The organism is Pseudomonas sp. WS 5503, from assembly GCF_012985385.1.
Taxonomy (GTDB): domain Bacteria; phylum Pseudomonadota; class Gammaproteobacteria; order Pseudomonadales; family Pseudomonadaceae; genus Aquipseudomonas; species Aquipseudomonas paracarnis.
Map to the genome: position 1 here is coordinate 385,030 of NZ_JAAQWI010000004.1, position 15,282 is coordinate 400,311.

Annotated in this window: 13 protein-coding genes; 7 read left to right on the top strand and 6 right to left on the bottom strand. The window is 62.0% G+C overall.

Annotated elements, in window-relative coordinates; translation table 11 throughout:
• Window positions 1–36 precede the first annotated feature (36 nt).
• The gene (gene csrA, locus HBO10_RS13625; protein WP_034126151.1) at window positions 37–240 is read left to right on the top strand and encodes a carbon storage regulator CsrA; all 204 of its coding nucleotides are present in this window, start codon (window positions 37–39) and stop codon (window positions 238–240) included.
• 10 nt (window positions 241–250) lie between these two features.
• Here csrA and HBO10_RS13630 read toward each other — a convergent pair whose 3' ends face one another.
• From HBO10_RS13630 to mnmC, 5 genes are all read right to left on the bottom strand, one after another.
• Complete coding sequence (locus tag HBO10_RS13630; protein WP_003192759.1) at window positions 251–478, bottom strand: YheU family protein; 228 nt, start codon at window positions 476–478, stop codon at window positions 251–253.
• A 72-nt stretch (window positions 479–550) separates the two neighbouring features.
• Window positions 551–1,735 (bottom strand): osmoprotectant NAGGN system M42 family peptidase, encoded by a 1,185-nt coding sequence (locus HBO10_RS13635; protein ID WP_034126152.1) that lies wholly within the window; start codon window positions 1,733–1,735, stop codon window positions 551–553.
• Between the two features lie 157 nt (window positions 1,736–1,892).
• Window positions 1,893–3,638: an N-acetylglutaminylglutamine synthetase gene (gene ngg / locus HBO10_RS13640; protein WP_034126153.1), complete on the bottom strand. Its 1,746-nt coding sequence runs from the start codon at window positions 3,636–3,638 to the stop codon at window positions 1,893–1,895.
• A gap of 3 nt (window positions 3,639–3,641) precedes the next feature.
• Window positions 3,642–5,414 (bottom strand): N-acetylglutaminylglutamine amidotransferase, encoded by a 1,773-nt coding sequence (locus HBO10_RS13645; protein ID WP_034126154.1) that lies wholly within the window; start codon window positions 5,412–5,414, stop codon window positions 3,642–3,644.
• Between the two features lie 136 nt (window positions 5,415–5,550).
• A complete protein-coding gene (mnmC, locus tag HBO10_RS13650; protein ID WP_034126155.1) occupies window positions 5,551–7,551 on the bottom strand; it encodes a bifunctional tRNA (5-methylaminomethyl-2-thiouridine)(34)-methyltransferase MnmD/FAD-dependent 5-carboxymethylaminomethyl-2-thiouridine(34) oxidoreductase MnmC in 2,001 nt (666 codons plus the stop codon).
• A gap of 154 nt (window positions 7,552–7,705) precedes the next feature.
• On the opposite strand from mnmC, the gene pap reads away from it, so the two are divergent.
• The 3 genes from pap (at window position 7,706) to HBO10_RS13665 (ending at window position 11,749) form a co-directional block, all read left to right on the top strand.
• A complete protein-coding gene (gene pap / locus HBO10_RS13655) occupies window positions 7,706–9,220 on the top strand; it encodes a polyphosphate:AMP phosphotransferase (protein ID WP_014719262.1) in 1,515 nt (504 codons plus the stop codon).
• Window positions 9,221–9,419: 199 nt separating this feature from the next.
• Window positions 9,420–10,604 carry a thiolase family protein gene (locus tag HBO10_RS13660; RefSeq protein ID WP_034126156.1) on the top strand — a complete coding sequence of 395 codons (1,185 nt, stop codon included), beginning with the start codon at window positions 9,420–9,422 and terminating at the stop codon, window positions 10,602–10,604.
• A gap of 188 nt (window positions 10,605–10,792) precedes the next feature.
• Window positions 10,793–11,749: a DMT family transporter gene (locus tag HBO10_RS13665; protein WP_034126157.1), complete on the top strand. Its 957-nt coding sequence runs from the start codon at window positions 10,793–10,795 to the stop codon at window positions 11,747–11,749.
• Here the strand turns inward: HBO10_RS13665 and HBO10_RS13670 are convergent.
• Window positions 11,746–13,128 (bottom strand): class II fumarate hydratase, encoded by a 1,383-nt coding sequence (locus tag HBO10_RS13670; protein WP_014719259.1) that lies wholly within the window; start codon window positions 13,126–13,128, stop codon window positions 11,746–11,748. The two genes, HBO10_RS13665 and HBO10_RS13670, sit on opposite strands and share 4 nt — an antisense overlap.
• Window positions 13,129–13,324: 196 nt before the next feature.
• Here HBO10_RS13670 and HBO10_RS13675 point away from each other — a divergent pair, with 196 nt between their 5' ends.
• The 3 genes from HBO10_RS13675 (at window position 13,325) to HBO10_RS13685 (ending at window position 15,271) form a co-directional block, all read left to right on the top strand.
• Window positions 13,325–13,843 carry a DUF2059 domain-containing protein gene (locus tag HBO10_RS13675; protein WP_014719258.1) on the top strand — a complete coding sequence of 173 codons (519 nt, stop codon included), beginning with the start codon at window positions 13,325–13,327 and terminating at the stop codon, window positions 13,841–13,843.
• 6 nt (window positions 13,844–13,849) lie between these two features.
• Window positions 13,850–14,143 carry a BolA family protein gene (locus HBO10_RS13680; RefSeq protein WP_034126158.1) on the top strand — a complete coding sequence of 98 codons (294 nt, stop codon included), beginning with the start codon at window positions 13,850–13,852 and terminating at the stop codon, window positions 14,141–14,143.
• 186 nt (window positions 14,144–14,329) lie between these two features.
• Window positions 14,330–15,271: a rhodanese-related sulfurtransferase gene (locus HBO10_RS13685; RefSeq protein WP_034126159.1), complete on the top strand. Its 942-nt coding sequence runs from the start codon at window positions 14,330–14,332 to the stop codon at window positions 15,269–15,271.
• The last annotated feature ends 11 nt before the right edge of the window (window positions 15,272–15,282 follow it).

Here is a 15,282-nt window from a genome sequence, read left to right on the forward strand (position 1 = left end):
TGGTCGAGGTCCTGTTATTTGCAAAGGACAACCGCCATGCTGGTCTTAAGCCGTGCCATAGGCGAAGCCATCGCCATTGGCGATGACATCACCGTGCATATCCTTGAAGTGAACGGTACTCACGTGAAATTCGGCATCGAGGCACCGATGGATGTCAACGTGTACCGCGCCGAGGTGTACCGCAAGATTCTCAAAGGCGAGGGCCAGGCTACCCATCCCGTGCCGGTACCCAACCTTTAGGCGCAGCTTTTCAGTCGAACAGGTGCTTGGGCACATCGTGCTTGAGCATCAACTGGCATTGCTCGCTTTCGGGGTCGAAGACGATCAGCGCCTGGCCTTTGGTCAGCGCCTGGCGCACGCGCAGTACGCGGGTTTCCAGGGGCGTGTCGTCGCCATTGTCGGTGCCGTCGCGGGTGACGAAGTCTTCGATGAGGCGGGTCAGGGTGTCGACTTCAAGTGCATCGTAGGGAATCAGCATACAAGCCTCAGGTGTCAGGTCCCGGCGATGCTACTGCGCCGGGACCTTTGTTGCCAGTATCAACTCACCGCGTCAGGACTTCTGGCCGACCAGGCTGTCTACCGACGGCACGCGGGTGTCGCTCTCCATTTGCGTTTCATGCTCGATCTGATGACTGAACCGATCCAGTGAGCCCTGGGCCGGTTGCGCATCGCTGGCAAACACCGGCGGGCTGAGGATGTAAGCGCCCAGCAAGCGGCTCAGGGCGGCCAGGCTGTCTATATGGGTACGCTCGTAACCGTGGGTGGCGTCACAACCGAAGGCCAGCAGGGCGGTGCGTATATCATGGCCGGCGGTGACCGCCGAGTGCGCATCGCTGAAGTAATAGCGGAACAGATCGCGGCGTACCGGCAGGTCGTTCTCCGACGCCAGGCGCAGCAAGTGGCGGGACAGATGATAATCATAGGGCCCGCCGGAGTCCTGCATGGCCACGCTCACCGCGTGTTCGCTGGAGTGCTGGCCGGGGGCGACTGGGGCAATATCGATGCCGACAAACTCACTCACATCCCAGGGCAGGGCGGCCGCTGCACCACTGCCGGTTTCCTCGGTAATGGTGAACAGCGGGTGGCAGTCGATCAGTAAGGGTTCGCCACTGTCGACGATGGCCTTGAGCGCGGCGAGCAGGGCAGCGACGCCGGCCTTGTCGTCCAGGTGGCGAGCGCTGATATGCCCGCTCTCGGTGAACTCGGGCAGTGGGTCGAACGCCACGTAGTCACCGACGCTGATGCCCAGGGAGTCGCAGTCGGCACGCGTGGCGCAGTAGGCGTCCAGGCGCAGTTCCACATGGTCCCAGCTCACCGGCATTTCATCCACGGCAGTGTTGAACGCGTGCCCGGAGGCCATCAACGGCAATACGCTGCCGCGAATCACGCCGTTGTCGGTGAACAGGCTGACCCGGCTGCCTTCGGCAAAGCGGCTCGACCAGCAGCCCACCGGCGCCAGGGTCAGGCGCCCGTTGTCCTTGATCGCACGCACGGCGGCGCCGATGGTGTCCAGGTGGGCGGAGACGGCGCGGTCAGGGCTGTTTTTCTGGCCCTTGAGGGTAGCGCGAATGGTGCCGCGCCGGGTCATTTCAAACGGAATGCCCAGCTCTTCCAGGCGTTCGGCGACGTAACGCACGATGGTGTCGGTAAAACCGGTGGGGCTGGGAATGGCGAGCATTTCCAGCAGCACTTTTTGCAGGTACGCGAGATCGGGTTCGGGAATGGTTCGGGTCATGGAAACTCCTGATGAGTTGAGGGCGATCGACGCGCTGCGATCGTGCGATCGTTCCCACGCTCTGCGTGGGAATGCCTCAGGGACGCTCTGCGTCCGCTGTGGTGACGCAGAGCGTCACAGGCTGCATTCCCACGCGGAGCGTGGTAACGATCGGTAGTCAGGTAGCCGGCTGACTGTGTGGAAACAACAAATCCACAAACTTCTCAGCCGTGGGTTGCGGTTCATGGTTGGCCAGGCCGGCCCGTTCGTTGGCTTCGATAAACACATACTCTGGCTGGTCGGCCGCAAGTACCATCAGGTCCAGGCCGACCATAGGGATATCCAGGGCACGGGCCGCACGCACGGCCGCGTCCACCAGCGTGGGGTGCAGGATCGCCGTGACATCTTCCAGGCAACCCCCGGTGTGCAGGTTGGCGGTGCGTCGCACGGCCAGTTGCACGCCACGGGGCAGGATGCTGTTGTAGTCGTAACCTGCGGCTTTGAGGGTGCGCTCGGTTTCTGCATCCAGCGGGATTTTGCTCTCGCCGTCGGTGGCCGCCTGGCGACGACGGCTTTGCGCCTGGATCAACGCGCGAATCGAATGTTGGCCGTCGCCGATCACTTCGGCAGGGCGACGAATCGCAGCCGCGATCACTTCAAAACCGATCACCAGAATCCGCAGGTCCAGGCCTTCGTGGAAGCTTTCCAGCAACACGCGGCTGTCGAACTGGCGCGCCGCTTCGATCGCCTGCTGCACGTCTTCGATGCTGCGCAGATCCACTGCGACGCCATGGCCTTGCTCGCCATCCAGCGGCTTGACCACGATGCGCTGGTGTTCGTCGAGAAACTCCAGGTTGTCGTCGGCGCTGCCCGCCAACTGTTGCACCGGCACCTGCAGGCCCGCCGCCTTGAGCACCTTGTGGGTGAGGCTCTTGTCCTGGCACAGGGTCATGCTGATAGCGCTGGTCAGGTCGCTCAGGGACTCACGACAACGCACGCGACGCCCGCCGTGGCTAAGGGTGAACAGGCCCGCATCGGCATCGTCCACTTGCACATCAATACCGCGTCGGTGGGCTTCTTCGACAATGATGCGCGCGTAAGGGTTGAACTCCGCCTGCGGCCCCGGGCCCAGAAACAGCGGTTGATTGATGCCGTTCTTGCGCTTGATTGCAAAGGTGGTCAACGCCCGAAAGCCGAGCTTGGCGTAAAGGCTCTTGGCCTGGCGGTTATCGTGCAGCACCGACAAGTCCAGGTAGCTCAAGCCTCGGCTCATGAAGTGCTCCACCAAGTGGCGCACCAACACTTCACCGACGCCAGGGCGGGTGCATTGAGGGTCGACGGCCAGACACCAAAGGCTGCATCCGTTCTCCGGGTCGTGGAAGGCCTTGTGATGATTGAGGCCCATCACGCTGCCAATCACCGCGCCGCTGTCTTCGTCTTCGGCCAGCCAGTACACCGGGCCGCCTTGATGACGTGGGGTGAGGCGTTCCGGGTCGACAGGTAGCATCCCGCGGCCCTGGTAAAGGTGGTTGACCGCTTGCCAGTCGGCCTCGCTCTGCACCCGGCGAATACGAAAGCCGCGAAATACACGGGTGGCCGGGCGGTAGTCGGTGAACCACAGGCGCAGGGTGTCGGACGGGTCGAGGAACAGTTGCTGCGGGTCAATGCCCAGGATTTGCTGAGGCGCGGCCACGTACAGCGCGATATCACGCTCGCCGGGCTGCTCGTTGAGCAGTTCCTGAGCCAGGCTTGCCGGGTCGGGAAAGGTGTGGCCGATCAACAAACGGCCCCAGCCGCAATGCACGGCAATCGGGTCGGCGGCCAGTGCGCTGCCATCTTCGGCCAGGCGCGCTTGCAGGCGCTCGTAGGTCGGCGCCTGGCCCTTGAGTAAGCGTTGGCTGTAAGCCGCGGCATTCGGTTTCATGGATCAGATTCCTTGTTCGCTCAGCCACAGGTTCAGCGCCGCCAGCTGCCACAGCTTGGAGCCGCGCAGCGGGGTCAATTGGCCTTGCGGGTCGGTGAGCAAGCGGTCGAGCATGGCCGGGTTGAACAGCCCGCGGTCCTGGCTCGGGTCCAGCAGCAACTCGCGCACCCAATTCAAGGTATCGCCCTGCAGGTGCTTGAGGCCGGGCACCGGGAAGTAGCCTTTCTTGCGGTCGATGACTTCGCTGGGGATCACCCGACGCGCCGCTTCCTTGAGCACCTGTTTGCCGCCGTCGGGCAGCTTGAACTGGGCCGGCACACGGGCCGACAGTTCTACCAGGCGGTAGTCGAGAAACGGCGTGCGCGCTTCCAGACCCCAGGCCATGGTCATGTTGTCGACGCGTTTGACCGGGTCGTCCACCAGCATCACCGTGCTGTCCAGGCGCAGGGCCTTGTCCACCGCTGCGTCGGCGCCCGGCATTGCAAAGTGCTCGCGCACGAAATCGCCAGCAGCGTCGTTGGCGGTCAGCCATTTGGGCGCGACGGTGGCCGCGTAGTCGTCGTAGCTGCGGTCGAAAAACGCCTCGCGATAGGCCGCGTACGGGTCGCTGGCACCGTCCACTTGCGGGTACCAGTGGTAACCGGCGAACAGTTCATCGGCGCCCTGGCCGCTCTGCACCACTTTGCAATGCTTGGCCACTTCCCGCGACAGCAGGTAGAAGGCGATGCAGTCATGGCTGACCATCGGCTCGCTCATGGCGCGGAAGGCTGCTGGCAGTTGCTCGATGATCTCGCTTTCGGCGATGCGCAGTTGGTGGTGATGGGTGCCGTAGTGTTTGGCGATCAGGTCTGAGTACTGGAACTCATCGCCACGTTCGCCGCCGGCGTCTTCAAAGCCGATGGAGAAGGTCGACAAATCCTCCACGCCCACTTCACGCAGCAGGCCGACGAGCATGCTCGAGTCGACGCCGCCTGACAGCAGCACACCCACATCCACCGCCGCACGTTGGCGGATGGCCACGGCTTCGCGGGTGCTGTCGAGCACGCGGTCGGTCCAGTCTTCCAGGGTCAGGTGTTTTTCGTCCTCATGGGGGCCGTAGGGCAGGGTCCACCAGGTTTTCTGTTCAGTCTTGCCGCTGGCGTCGATGCGCATCCAGCTGGCGGGCGGCAGCTTTTCGATGCCGGCCAACAGCGTGCGCGGCGCGGGCACCACGGCGTGGAAATTCAGGTAGTGGTTGAGGGCGACCGGATCGAGGATCGGGTTGATATCCCCACCCTTGAGCAACGCTGGCAACGCCGAGGCGAAACGCAGGCGCTGGCCGGTGCGCGACAGGTACAAGGGCTTCACACCGAGACGGTCACGAGCGATGAACAGACGCTGGGCATCACGCTCCCAGATGGCGAAAGCGAACATGCCGTTGAGCTTGGGCAGCAGCGCTTCGCCCCAGGCGTGATAACCCTTGAGCAACACTTCGGTGTCGCCACCGGAATAGAAGGCGTAACCCAGGGCTTCCAGCTCTTGGCGCAGCTCCGGGAAATTATAGATAGCGCCATTGAACGCCAGGGACAGCCCCAGATGGGCGTCGACCATCGGTTGGGCAGAGCCGTCCGACAGGTCCATGATCTTCAGGCGGCGGTGGCCCAGGGCAATCGGCCCTTGGGCATGAAAGCCCCAGGCGTCGGGGCCTCGGGGGGCGAGGTGGTGCGTGATGCGTTCTACGGCTGCCAGGTCGGCAGGTTGATGATCAAAGCGTAACTCGCCAGCTAGTCCACACATAAATTCCTTACCGGTTTTTCCGTTGGGGAGGGGTCAATACTCAATACGCCCAAAAGGGCGCGTACCCAGAAACTGACCCAGTGCTATGCGTGGAGTTTTAGACCGATAAGTTATAAGGCAGATAGCCGCCTTGCCTTTAATCCGGCTTTTTTTGTGCAGCGCCTTGGCCTCGCACCAACGCGCGCAGGGCAAATCGATTGGGGTGGCAAGCCTCGGCTACGCTGGTGGGCACTGGCAGGGGCTCATCACTCAGCCATGCAGCCAGCAGTTCGCCGCACAACGGCGCAGTGATCAGGCCACGCGAGCCATGGCCGCTATTGAGAAACAGCCCCGGCAGCCACGGGCAGGGCGTTTGCGGCACTTGCCGGGCGTCTTTGCCCAGTACCGCATAAGCCTGCTCAAACGCCGCATGGTCGGCCAGTGGCCCAACGATGGGCAGGTAGTCGGGGCTGGTACAACGAAACGCGGCACGGCCTTCCAGTTGTTCGGCCGCCAGGCGGTCGGCACCCAGGCGCTGCAGCAGGTCGGTAGACATCTCGCGCAGCATCTGCAGGTTGCCGCTGTGTTCGGCGGGCGTGGGCGTGAGGTCTTGATTGTTGAAGTCAAAACTCGCGCCCAGGGTGTGTTCGCCAAGCCGGGCCGGCGCGACGTAGCCCTCGGCACAGACCACCGTGGCCAGCGCTTTACTCGCGCAGGTTTGCGCCAGCCGAGTGATCTGCCCACGGATGCGCTTGAGCGGTATGTCAGCACTGAAGGGGAAACGCTTGATCTCCGCAGCCCCTGCGAGCACCACGACACCGGCGCTGGCCAGCACGCGGTCACCGGCGCGGGCTTGCCATTGGTCGTCGAGCCGGTGCAGTTCCAGTGCCTCGTGGTGGGTGAGCACTTCAATCAGTGGATGTTTGGCCTGCCACTGGCACAGCGCGGGCGGATGCACCCAACCGCCCTCTGGAAAAAACAACCCGCCGTGGGCCAGTTCGATTCCCGCCTTTTGCTGCGCCTGCTCGCGGTCCAGCAGATGCAACAGGTCCGGAGCAAAGGCGTTTGCCAATTGAGCCTGACGCTGGATTTCCTTGGCGTCAAACGCCAGTTGCAACACGCCACAGCCGTCCCAATCGACACCTCGGTGCAAGTGTTCCAGCAGGCGTCGGGTGTGGCCAAAACCGCTGACTATCAGCTGGGACAAGGCCGTGCCATGGGCCGAAAGCTTGAGGTACAACACACCCTGTGGGTTGCCCGACGCTTCCTGTGCCAAGCCGGCGTGGCGCTCCAGAAGGCTGACACGCCAACCCCTGGCGGCCAGGCTGGCGGCGGTCGCGCACCCGGCCAGGCCACCGCCGATGACCAGGGCATGACGTTCTCCCTCGATGGCGGGTGGCCGGGCGAACCAGGGTTTACGTGGGGCCGGCGCGGGTAAGTCGGCGGGCCAACCGACAAACTCCCCACGCAGGATCTCCCACTTATGGCCGATGCCTGGCGTGCGTTTCATCTTGAACCCGGCGGCATTGATCAACCGCCTTACCCAGCCGGTGCTGGTGAAGGTGCTGATGGTCGAGCCCGGTGCCGCCAGGCGCGCCAGGTGGGCGAACAGCTCGGCGGTCCACATGTCGGGGTTTTTCGCCGGGGCGAACCCGTCGAGAAACCATGCATCGACCTGGGCGTCCAGTTGCGGCAATTGTTCCAGCGCATCGCCGATCAACAGGGTCAGGGTCACGCGGCCATTGTCCAGTACCAGGCGCTGGAAACCCTGGTGGATGGCAATGTATTGCGCCAGCAGTTGCTCGGCCAAGGGTTGCAGTTCGGGCCAGAGGGCGAGGGCGCGTTGCAGGTCGGCATGGCTGAGGGGGTACTTTTCCACGCTGACAAAGTGCAGCCGCGCACCGGCGACTGCGTGCTGTTCGAACAACTGCCAGGCGCAGAGGAAGTTCAAACCGGTGCCGAAGCCAGTTTCACCAATCACCAGGCGCCCATCTGCGGGCAAGGCGGCGAAGCGTACCTGCAAGCGGTTCTGCTCCAGGAACACGTAGCGGGTTTCTTCCAGGCCCGACTGGTCGGAGAAATACACGTCGTCGAATACCCGCGAATGCGGGCGGCCTTGGTCATCCCAGTCGAGCTGGGCGTGAGTGATGGGGTTCATGGCGGCTCATAAAAGGAAAGCGGGTAAAGGCAAGGCGGCCATTCTAGCCGATCAACAGGCGTTGAATTGATCCATGGCAAGGCTGGGTTGTATTTCCTTGCGCGTGTCGGGGCCCAATCCGCTAGTCTTGAGCCATCTTGAAACGGAGCTGCCCATGTTCGAATCCGCCGAAATCGGTCACGCCATCGACAAAGACACCTACGACGCCGAAGTGCCGGCCTTGCGTGAAGCCTTGCTGGAAGTTCAGTACGAGCTGCAACAGCAGAAACGCTTCCCGGTGATCATCCTCATCAACGGCATCGAGGGCGCGGGCAAGGGTGAAACCGTCAAGCTGCTCAATGAATGGATGGACCCGCGCCTGATCGAAGTCCGCACCTTCGACCAGCAGACCGACGAAGAACTGGCGCGTCCACCGGCCTGGCGCTACTGGCGGCAACTGCCGGCCAAGGGCCGCATGGGCATTTTCTTCGGCAACTGGTACAGCCAGATGCTGCAAGGCCGCGTGCATGGGCAGATCAAGGATGCGCGCCTGGACCAGGCCATCGCCGGCGCCGAACGTCTGGAAAAGATGCTCTGCGATGAAGGTGCGCTGATCTTCAAATTCTGGTTCCACCTGTCCAAAAAACAGATGAAGGCGCGCCTCAAGGCCCTGGCCGACGACCCGCTGCACAGCTGGCGCATCAGCCCATTGGACTGGCAGCAGTCCAAGACCTACGACAAGTTCGTGCATTTCGGTGAGCGTGTGCTGCGCCGCACCAGCCGCGATTACGCGCCGTGGCATGTGATCGAAGGCGTCGACCCCCATTACCGTGGGCTGACCGTGGGCAAGATCCTGCTCGATGGGCTGCAAAGTGCCCTGAAGCAGGCCAAGGTCAAGGCCAGCGGCATGAACCCGGCGCCGTTGCTTGCCTCGGTGGACCAAAAGAGCCTGCTCGACAGCCTCGACATGACCCTGCGTCTGGACAAGGATGATTACGAAGAACAACTGATTACCGAGCAGGCGCGCTTCTCTGGGCTGATGCGCGACAAACGCATGCGCAAGCACGCGCTGGTAAGCGTGTTCGAGGGCAACGACGCGGCGGGCAAGGGTGGGGCGATCCGTCGAGTGGCGGCAGCACTGGACCCGCGCCAGTACCACATCGTGCCGATTGCCGCGCCCAGCGAAGACGAACGGGCCCAGCCTTATCTATGGCGGTTCTGGCAGAAAATCCCGGCGCGCGGCATGTTCACCGTGTTTGACCGCTCCTGGTACGGTCGCGTGCTGGTGGAACGCATCGAAGGCTTCTGTACCCCTGCGGACTGGATGCGCGCCTATGGCGAGATCAATGACTTCGAAGAGCAACTGCGCGATGCGGGGGTGATCGTGGTCAAGTTCTGGCTGGCCATCGACAAGGAGACGCAACTGGAGCGCTTCCAGGCCCGTGAAGAAATCCCCTTCAAACGCTTCAAGATCACCGAAGACGACTGGCGCAATCGCGACAAGTGGGACGACTACCGCGCGGCAGTGGGCGATATGGTTGACCGCACCAGCACCGAGGTGGCGCCCTGGACTCTGGTCGAGGCCAACGACAAGCGCTGGGCGCGGGTCAAGGTGCTGCGCACCATCAACCGTGCGCTGGAAGAAGCGTTTGATAAAAGCGACAAGCACGACAAGAAGAAAAAGAAATAGCCTGTAGGAGCGAGCTTGCTCGCGAAAAACGTCAACGATAACGCGTGCTTCCTGAGTGAACGCGGCGCCTATTAGTTTTTCGCGAGCAAGCTCGCTCCTACAGAGGCTCCATGCTTTTGCATCCACGCAGTGAATGATCATCGCGGTCGGCCAGGCCTGGATCTATCCTCGATCCACAACCACAAGATCGAGGTAGCCCATGCGTGAAGTAGTGATCGTCGACAGCGTGCGAACCGGCCTGGCCAAATCCTTTCGCGGCAAGTTCAACCAGACCCGTCCCGATGACATGGCGGCCCATTGTGTCAATGCGCTGCTGGCCCGCAACGGTATCGACCCTGCGACGGTAGAAGACTGCATCGTCGGTGCCGGCTCCAACGAAGGCGCCCAGGGCTATAACATCGGGCGTAACGTGGCGGTGCTCTCGCAACTGGGCACCGGTACGGCGGGCATGACTCTCAACCGTTTCTGTTCGTCGGGCTTGCAGGCGATTGCCATTGCCGCCAACCAGATCGCTTCGGGCTGCAGCGACATCATTGTTGCCGGTGGCGTGGAGTCCATCAGCCTGACCATGAAGAGCGTCAACACCGATAACCTGATCAACCCGCTGCTTAAAGAACAGGTGCCGGGCATTTACTTCCCCATGGGCCAGACCGCCGAAATCGTTGCGCGCCGCTATCACGTCAGCCGCGAAGACCAGGACCTTTATGCGCTGCAAAGCCAGCAACGCACCGCCCAGGCCCAGGCTGATGGCTTGTTCAACGATGAAATCGTGCCGATGGCGGTCAAGTACAAGGTCGAGGACAAGAACACTGGCGCGGTGCAGATCCTGGATGGCGTGGTAGACCGGGACGACTGCAACCGCCCGGACACCACCCTGGCCAGCCTCAGCGGCCTGAAGCCGGTATTTGCCGAGGATGGCTCGGTAACGGCAGGTAACTCCTCGCAGCTCTCCGACGGTGCGTCGATGACCCTGGTGATGAGCCTGGAAAAAGCCTTGGCACTGGGGCTCAAGCCCAAGGCGTTCTTCCGTGGCTTTACCGTGGCCGGTTGCGAGCCGGATGAAATGGGCATTGGCCCGGTGTTCTCGGTGCCCAAGTTGCTCAAGGCCAAGGGTTTGCAGGTGGCGGATATCGACTTGTGGGAACTCAATGAGGCCTTTGCTTCCCAGTGCCTTTACGCACGCAATCGCCTGGAGATCGATAACGCCAAATACAATGTCAACGGCGGCTCGATTTCCATCGGCCACCCGTTCGGCATGACCGGCTCGCGGCAGGTGGGGCACCTGGTGCGCGAGCTGCAACGGCGCAACCTGCGTTACGGGATTGTCACCATGTGCGTGGGTGGTGGGATGTGCGCCACCGGACTCTTCGAAGCCGTACGCTGAGTCAGGTGGGAATACCGCCAATGTGGGAGCTGGCTTGCCTGCGATTGCGGTGGGTCAGCGACAGATTGGACACAGATAAATCGCCATCGCAGGCAAGCCAGCCCCCACCTTCAAGACTGTGACGTATCCGAACTCAGTGACTTGCCCCTAGAATGCCTGCTCCACTTCCTCTGGCATCTGGGGCACTCATGCACATCTCTTCCGGCCGCTGGGTCTACGGTTTCTTCCTGACCCTGCTGACCGCGTTTCTGTGGGGCATTCTCCCGATCAAGCTCAAGCAAGTGTTGCAGGTGATGGACCCGATCACCGTGACCTGGTTTCGCCTCATGGTAGCGGGCACGTGCCTGTTCGTTTACCTGGCCGCCACCAAACGCCTGCCCAGCCGCAAAGTGCTTGGCCCCAAGGGTGGGTGGCTGGTGGGCATGGCGGTGTGTGGCCTGGTGGGCAACTACGTGTTGTACCTGGTTGGCCTGAAAATGCTCAGCCCAGGCACGGCGCAGTTGGTGGTGCAGATGGGCCCGATCTTTCTGATGGTTGCCAGTGTGTTTGTGTTCAAGGAGCGCTTCAGCTTGGGGCAGGGGGTGGGGCTGATGATGCTGATCGCAGGCTTTGGCTTGTTCTTCAACCAACGCCTGGTGGAGTTGCTGACGTCCATGGGCACTTACACTGCCGGTGTGCTGACGATCCTGCTCGCCACCACCATCTGGGTGTTCTATGCACTGGGGCAGAAGCAGTTGCTGACGGTATGGAATTCATTGCAGGTGATGATGGTGATCTACTTGTCGTGCGCGGTGTTGCTCACGCCTTGGGCGCACCCGCTGGAGGCGCTGCAATTGAGCCCGCTGCAAGGCTGGCTGCTGCTGGCGTGCTGCATGAATACGCTGGTGGCCTACGGCGCATTTGCCGAAGCCCTGGCGCATTGGGAAGCCTCGCGGGTCAGTGCGACCCTGGCGTTGACGCCGTTGGTGACCTTTGTGGCGGTGGCAGTGTCGGCCTGGCTGTGGCCGGACTATGTGCAAGCCGAAGAGATCAATGCCTTGGGGTATGTGGGGGCTTTGGTGGTGGTGACTGGCTCGGCGATGGTGGCGCTGGCGCCTTCGCTGCTCGCCGGGCTCAGGGCCCGGCGGCTGCGGATGTCGGTTTAAGCGCCGAGCATGTTTTCCGGGCGCACCCACTGGTCAAACTCGGCATCGGTGAGGTAGCCCAGCTCCAGTGCAGCCTCACGCAGTGTCAGCCCTTCGGCGTAAGCCTTCTTGGCGATTTCGGCTGACTTGTCGTAGCCGATATGCGGGTTGAGGGCGGTGACCAGCATCAGCCCGCGTTCCAGGTGCTGGGCCATTTGCTCGGCGTCGGGTTCAAGACCGGCAATGCAATGCTCCTGGAAGTTGTTGCAGCCATCGGCCAGCAGGCGGATCGACTCCAGCAGGTTGTGGATGATCACCGGTTTGTACACGTTCAACTGCAAGTGCCCTTGGCTGGCGGCCATGCCGATGGTCACGTCGTTGCCCAGCACCTGGCAGGCCAGCATCGACAGCGCTTCGCATTGTGTGGGGTTGACCTTGCCGGGCATGATCGAACTGCCCGGTTCGTTGGCCGGCAACTTGACTTCGGCCAGCCCGGCGCGAGGGCCGGAACCCAGCAGGCGCAGGTCGTTGGCGATTTTCATCAGCGCCACGGCCAGGGTTTTCAGCGCGCCGTGCAGGGTCACCAGCGGCTCATGGCCGGAGAGGGCGGCGAATTTGTTCGGCGCGGTCACAAAGGGTAGACCCGACAACGCGGCCAGCTCGGAAGCAATCGCCTCGCCAAAGCCATGGGGTGCATTGAGGCCGGTGCCGACGGCGGTGCCGCCCTGGGCCAGCTCGCACACCGCGGGCAGGGCGCTGCGGATCGCACGCTCGGCGTAATCGAGCTGGGCGATAAACGCCGAGAGTTCCTGGCCGAAGGTGATCGGTGTGGCATCCATCATGTGGGTACGGCCAGTCTTGACCAGCTTCATATGCCGCGCGGCCAATTCTGCCAGTCCACCGGACAAGGTGGCGATTGCCGGCAGCAGTTGCTTGTTCACCGCTTGCACCGCAGCAATGCTCATGGCGGTAGGGAAGCAGTCGTTGGAACTCTGGGAACGGTTGACGTGATCGTTGGGGTGCACCGGGCTCTTGCCGCCGCGGTTGTTGCCGGCCAGTTCGTTGGCGCGGCCAGCGATCACTTCGTTGGCGTTCATGTTGCTCTGGGTGCCACTGCCGGTCTGCCAGACCACCAGCGGGAACTGGTCGTCGTGCTGGCCGTCCAGAACCTCGTCGGCAGCCTGCTCGATCAGGCGGGCAATATCGGCGGGCAGGTCGCCGTTACGGTCGTTGACCCGCGCCGCAGCCTTCTTGATCAAGGCCAAGGCATGCAATACCGCCAGCGGCATGCGCTGCTCGCCAATCGCGAAATTGACCAGCGAACGTTGGGTTTGCGCGCCCCAATAGGCGTCATCAGGGACCTGTACTTCCCCCAAACTGTCGGTTTCGATACGGCTCATCGGTCACCCTCCTTATGCAGTCGTGATTGGTCAGTTTAGGCCCTGGCGGCCAGCGTGGGTTCCCTAAAAGCGCATTTGTGCCATCGCGCCCCGTGAAACCGGGGCTTGCCAAGGAGTGGGGTTGAGCCGCGAGGTTTTTTAGGCGCAGAATGGTCGCCCTTGGGGTCTTACCTCGCCTGCTAGAAAAGGAAACTCGATGACTCGTCTTCGTGCCATCTGTACCGCGGTTGCTCTGGTTTGCGCCAGCGGCCAGGTTCTTGCCGATACCGCCAGCCACAACGCCAGTGCCGAAGCCTTCCTTACCCTGGCCCATGCTGACAAGCTGGGGACCCCGGTGTACATGCAAGTGCAGCAAATGTTCGCCCAGCGTTTCGAACAGACCAAGGCGCCTGCCGCCAAGCAGTCGGTACTGGACAGCTACCAGGCCAAGGCCAACGCCGCTCTGGACCAGGCCATCGGCTGGCCGAAGCTCAAGCCCGACATGGTCAAGCTCTACACCACCAACTTCAGCGAATCCGAGCTCAAGGACCTGGTAGCGTTCTACCAGTCGCCACTTGGCAAGAAAGTCCTGGAAAAAATGCCGCAGCTGACCCAGCAATCGGCCCAGATGACCCAGGCCAAGCTGGAAAGCGCCGTACCGGTGGTGAACAAGCTGTTGGAAGACATGACCAACGAGCTGGCGCCAAAAGCCGCCGCACCGGCCAAGAAGAAGTAAGCGGGAATGACCATGCAACAGCGTATCGAAACGGCCCTTGCCGCCCTGGCCCCGCAACATTTGAGCGTGCTGGATGAAAGCCACATGCACAGCCGTGGGTTGCAGACCCACTTCAAGGCCGTGCTGGTCAGCCAGCAGTTCGAGGGGCTCAACCGCGTCAAGCGCCATCAGAAGGTCTACGCCACCCTGGGTGATCTGATGAGCGAGTTCCATGCGCTGGCGCTGCATACCTATACGCCTGACGAGTGGGCGACAATCGGCGCAGCCCCGGCCTCGCCGACGTGCGCCGGCGGACATTGAAGCTGCCACAAGTTTTCAGCTGCAAGCTTCAAGAGTAGAGCCCTCGCAGCTGCCTTCTTGCTACAATCCTCAGCGCGCCGCTTAGTCGGCGCGTTTTTTTTGCTTTTACTTGTAGCTTGCAGCTAAAAACTCGCAGCTGCTATCCGGTTCACCCCTTACGAGGGTAGCCACCTGGAGAGAACACCCATGACTCAACCGATTGTCGTGGCGGCACTGTATAAGTTCGTCACCCTCGAAGATTACGTCGCCCTGCGCGAGCCCCTGTTGCAGGCGATGGTCGATAACGGCATCAAAGGCACCTTGCTGATCGCCGAAGAAGGCATCAACGGCACCGTTTCCGGCAGCCGCGAAGGCATTGACGGCCTGATGGCGTGGCTGAAAACAGACCCGCGCATGGTCGACATCGACCACAAGGAATCCTACTGCGACGACCAGCCGTTCTATCGCACCAAGGTCAAGCTCAAGAAAGAGATCGTGACCCTGGGCGTTGAAGGCGTCGACCCGAACAAAAAAGTCGGTACCTATGTCGACCCGCAGGATTGGAACGCGCTGATCAGCGACCCGGAAGTGTTGTTGATCGACACCCGTAACGACTACGAAGTGTCCATCGGCACTTTTGAAGGCGCAATCGACCCGAAAACCACCAGTTTTCGCGAATTTCCCGACTACATCAAAGCCAACTTCGACCCGGCCAAGCACAAGAAGGTCGCCATGTTCTGCACCGGGGGCATTCGTTGTGAGAAGGCCTCGAGCTACATGCTCAGCGAAGGCTTCGATGAGGTCTACCACCTCAAGGGCGGTATCCTGAAGTACCTCGAAGAGGTGCCCCAGGAAGAAACCAAATGGCAGGGCGACTGCTTTGTGTTCGACAATCGCGTGACCGTGCGCCACGACTTGAGCGAAGGCGACTACGATCAATGTCATGCCTGCCGCACACCCGTGAGCGTAGAAGAGCGCGCCTCCGAGCATTACGTGGCGGGCATCAGTTGCCCCCATTGCTGGGATAAGCTGCCGGAGAAGACCCGTCGCAGCGCAATCGACCGCCAGAAGCAGATCGAACTGGCCAAGGCCCGCAACATGCCGCACCCGATTGGTTACAACTACAAGCAAACCCCTTCCGAGGCCTGAGCCATGTCTGC

Excerpts from the sequence above, each read along its gene's own strand:
- HBO10_RS13670 (WP_014719259.1), bottom strand. The coding sequence starts at position 13,128 with ATGAGCCGTATCGAAACCGACAGTTTGGGGGAAGTACAGGTCCCTGAT.
- HBO10_RS13635 (WP_034126152.1), bottom strand. The coding sequence starts at position 1,735 with ATGACCCGAACCATTCCCGAACCCGATCTCGCGTACCTGCAAAAAGTG.
- csrA (WP_034126151.1), top strand. The coding sequence starts at position 37 with ATGCTGGTCTTAAGCCGTGCCATAGGCGAAGCCATCGCCATTGGCGAT.
- HBO10_RS13665 (WP_034126157.1), top strand. The coding sequence starts at position 10,793 with ATGCACATCTCTTCCGGCCGCTGGGTCTACGGTTTCTTCCTGACCCTG.
- HBO10_RS13675 (WP_014719258.1), top strand. The coding sequence starts at position 13,325 with ATGACTCGTCTTCGTGCCATCTGTACCGCGGTTGCTCTGGTTTGCGCC.
- HBO10_RS13660 (WP_034126156.1), top strand. The coding sequence starts at position 9,420 with ATGCGTGAAGTAGTGATCGTCGACAGCGTGCGAACCGGCCTGGCCAAA.
- pap (WP_014719262.1), top strand. The coding sequence starts at position 7,706 with ATGTTCGAATCCGCCGAAATCGGTCACGCCATCGACAAAGACACCTAC.
- ngg (WP_034126153.1), bottom strand. The coding sequence starts at position 3,638 with ATGAAACCGAATGCCGCGGCTTACAGCCAACGCTTACTCAAGGGCCAG.
- HBO10_RS13630 (WP_003192759.1), bottom strand. The coding sequence starts at position 478 with ATGCTGATTCCCTACGATGCACTTGAAGTCGACACCCTGACCCGCCTC.
- HBO10_RS13685 (WP_034126159.1), top strand. The coding sequence starts at position 14,330 with ATGACTCAACCGATTGTCGTGGCGGCACTGTATAAGTTCGTCACCCTC.
- mnmC (WP_034126155.1), bottom strand. The coding sequence starts at position 7,551 with ATGAACCCCATCACTCACGCCCAGCTCGACTGGGATGACCAAGGCCGC.
- HBO10_RS13645 (WP_034126154.1), bottom strand. The coding sequence starts at position 5,414 with ATGTGTGGACTAGCTGGCGAGTTACGCTTTGATCATCAACCTGCCGAC.
- HBO10_RS13680 (WP_034126158.1), top strand. The coding sequence starts at position 13,850 with ATGACCATGCAACAGCGTATCGAAACGGCCCTTGCCGCCCTGGCCCCG.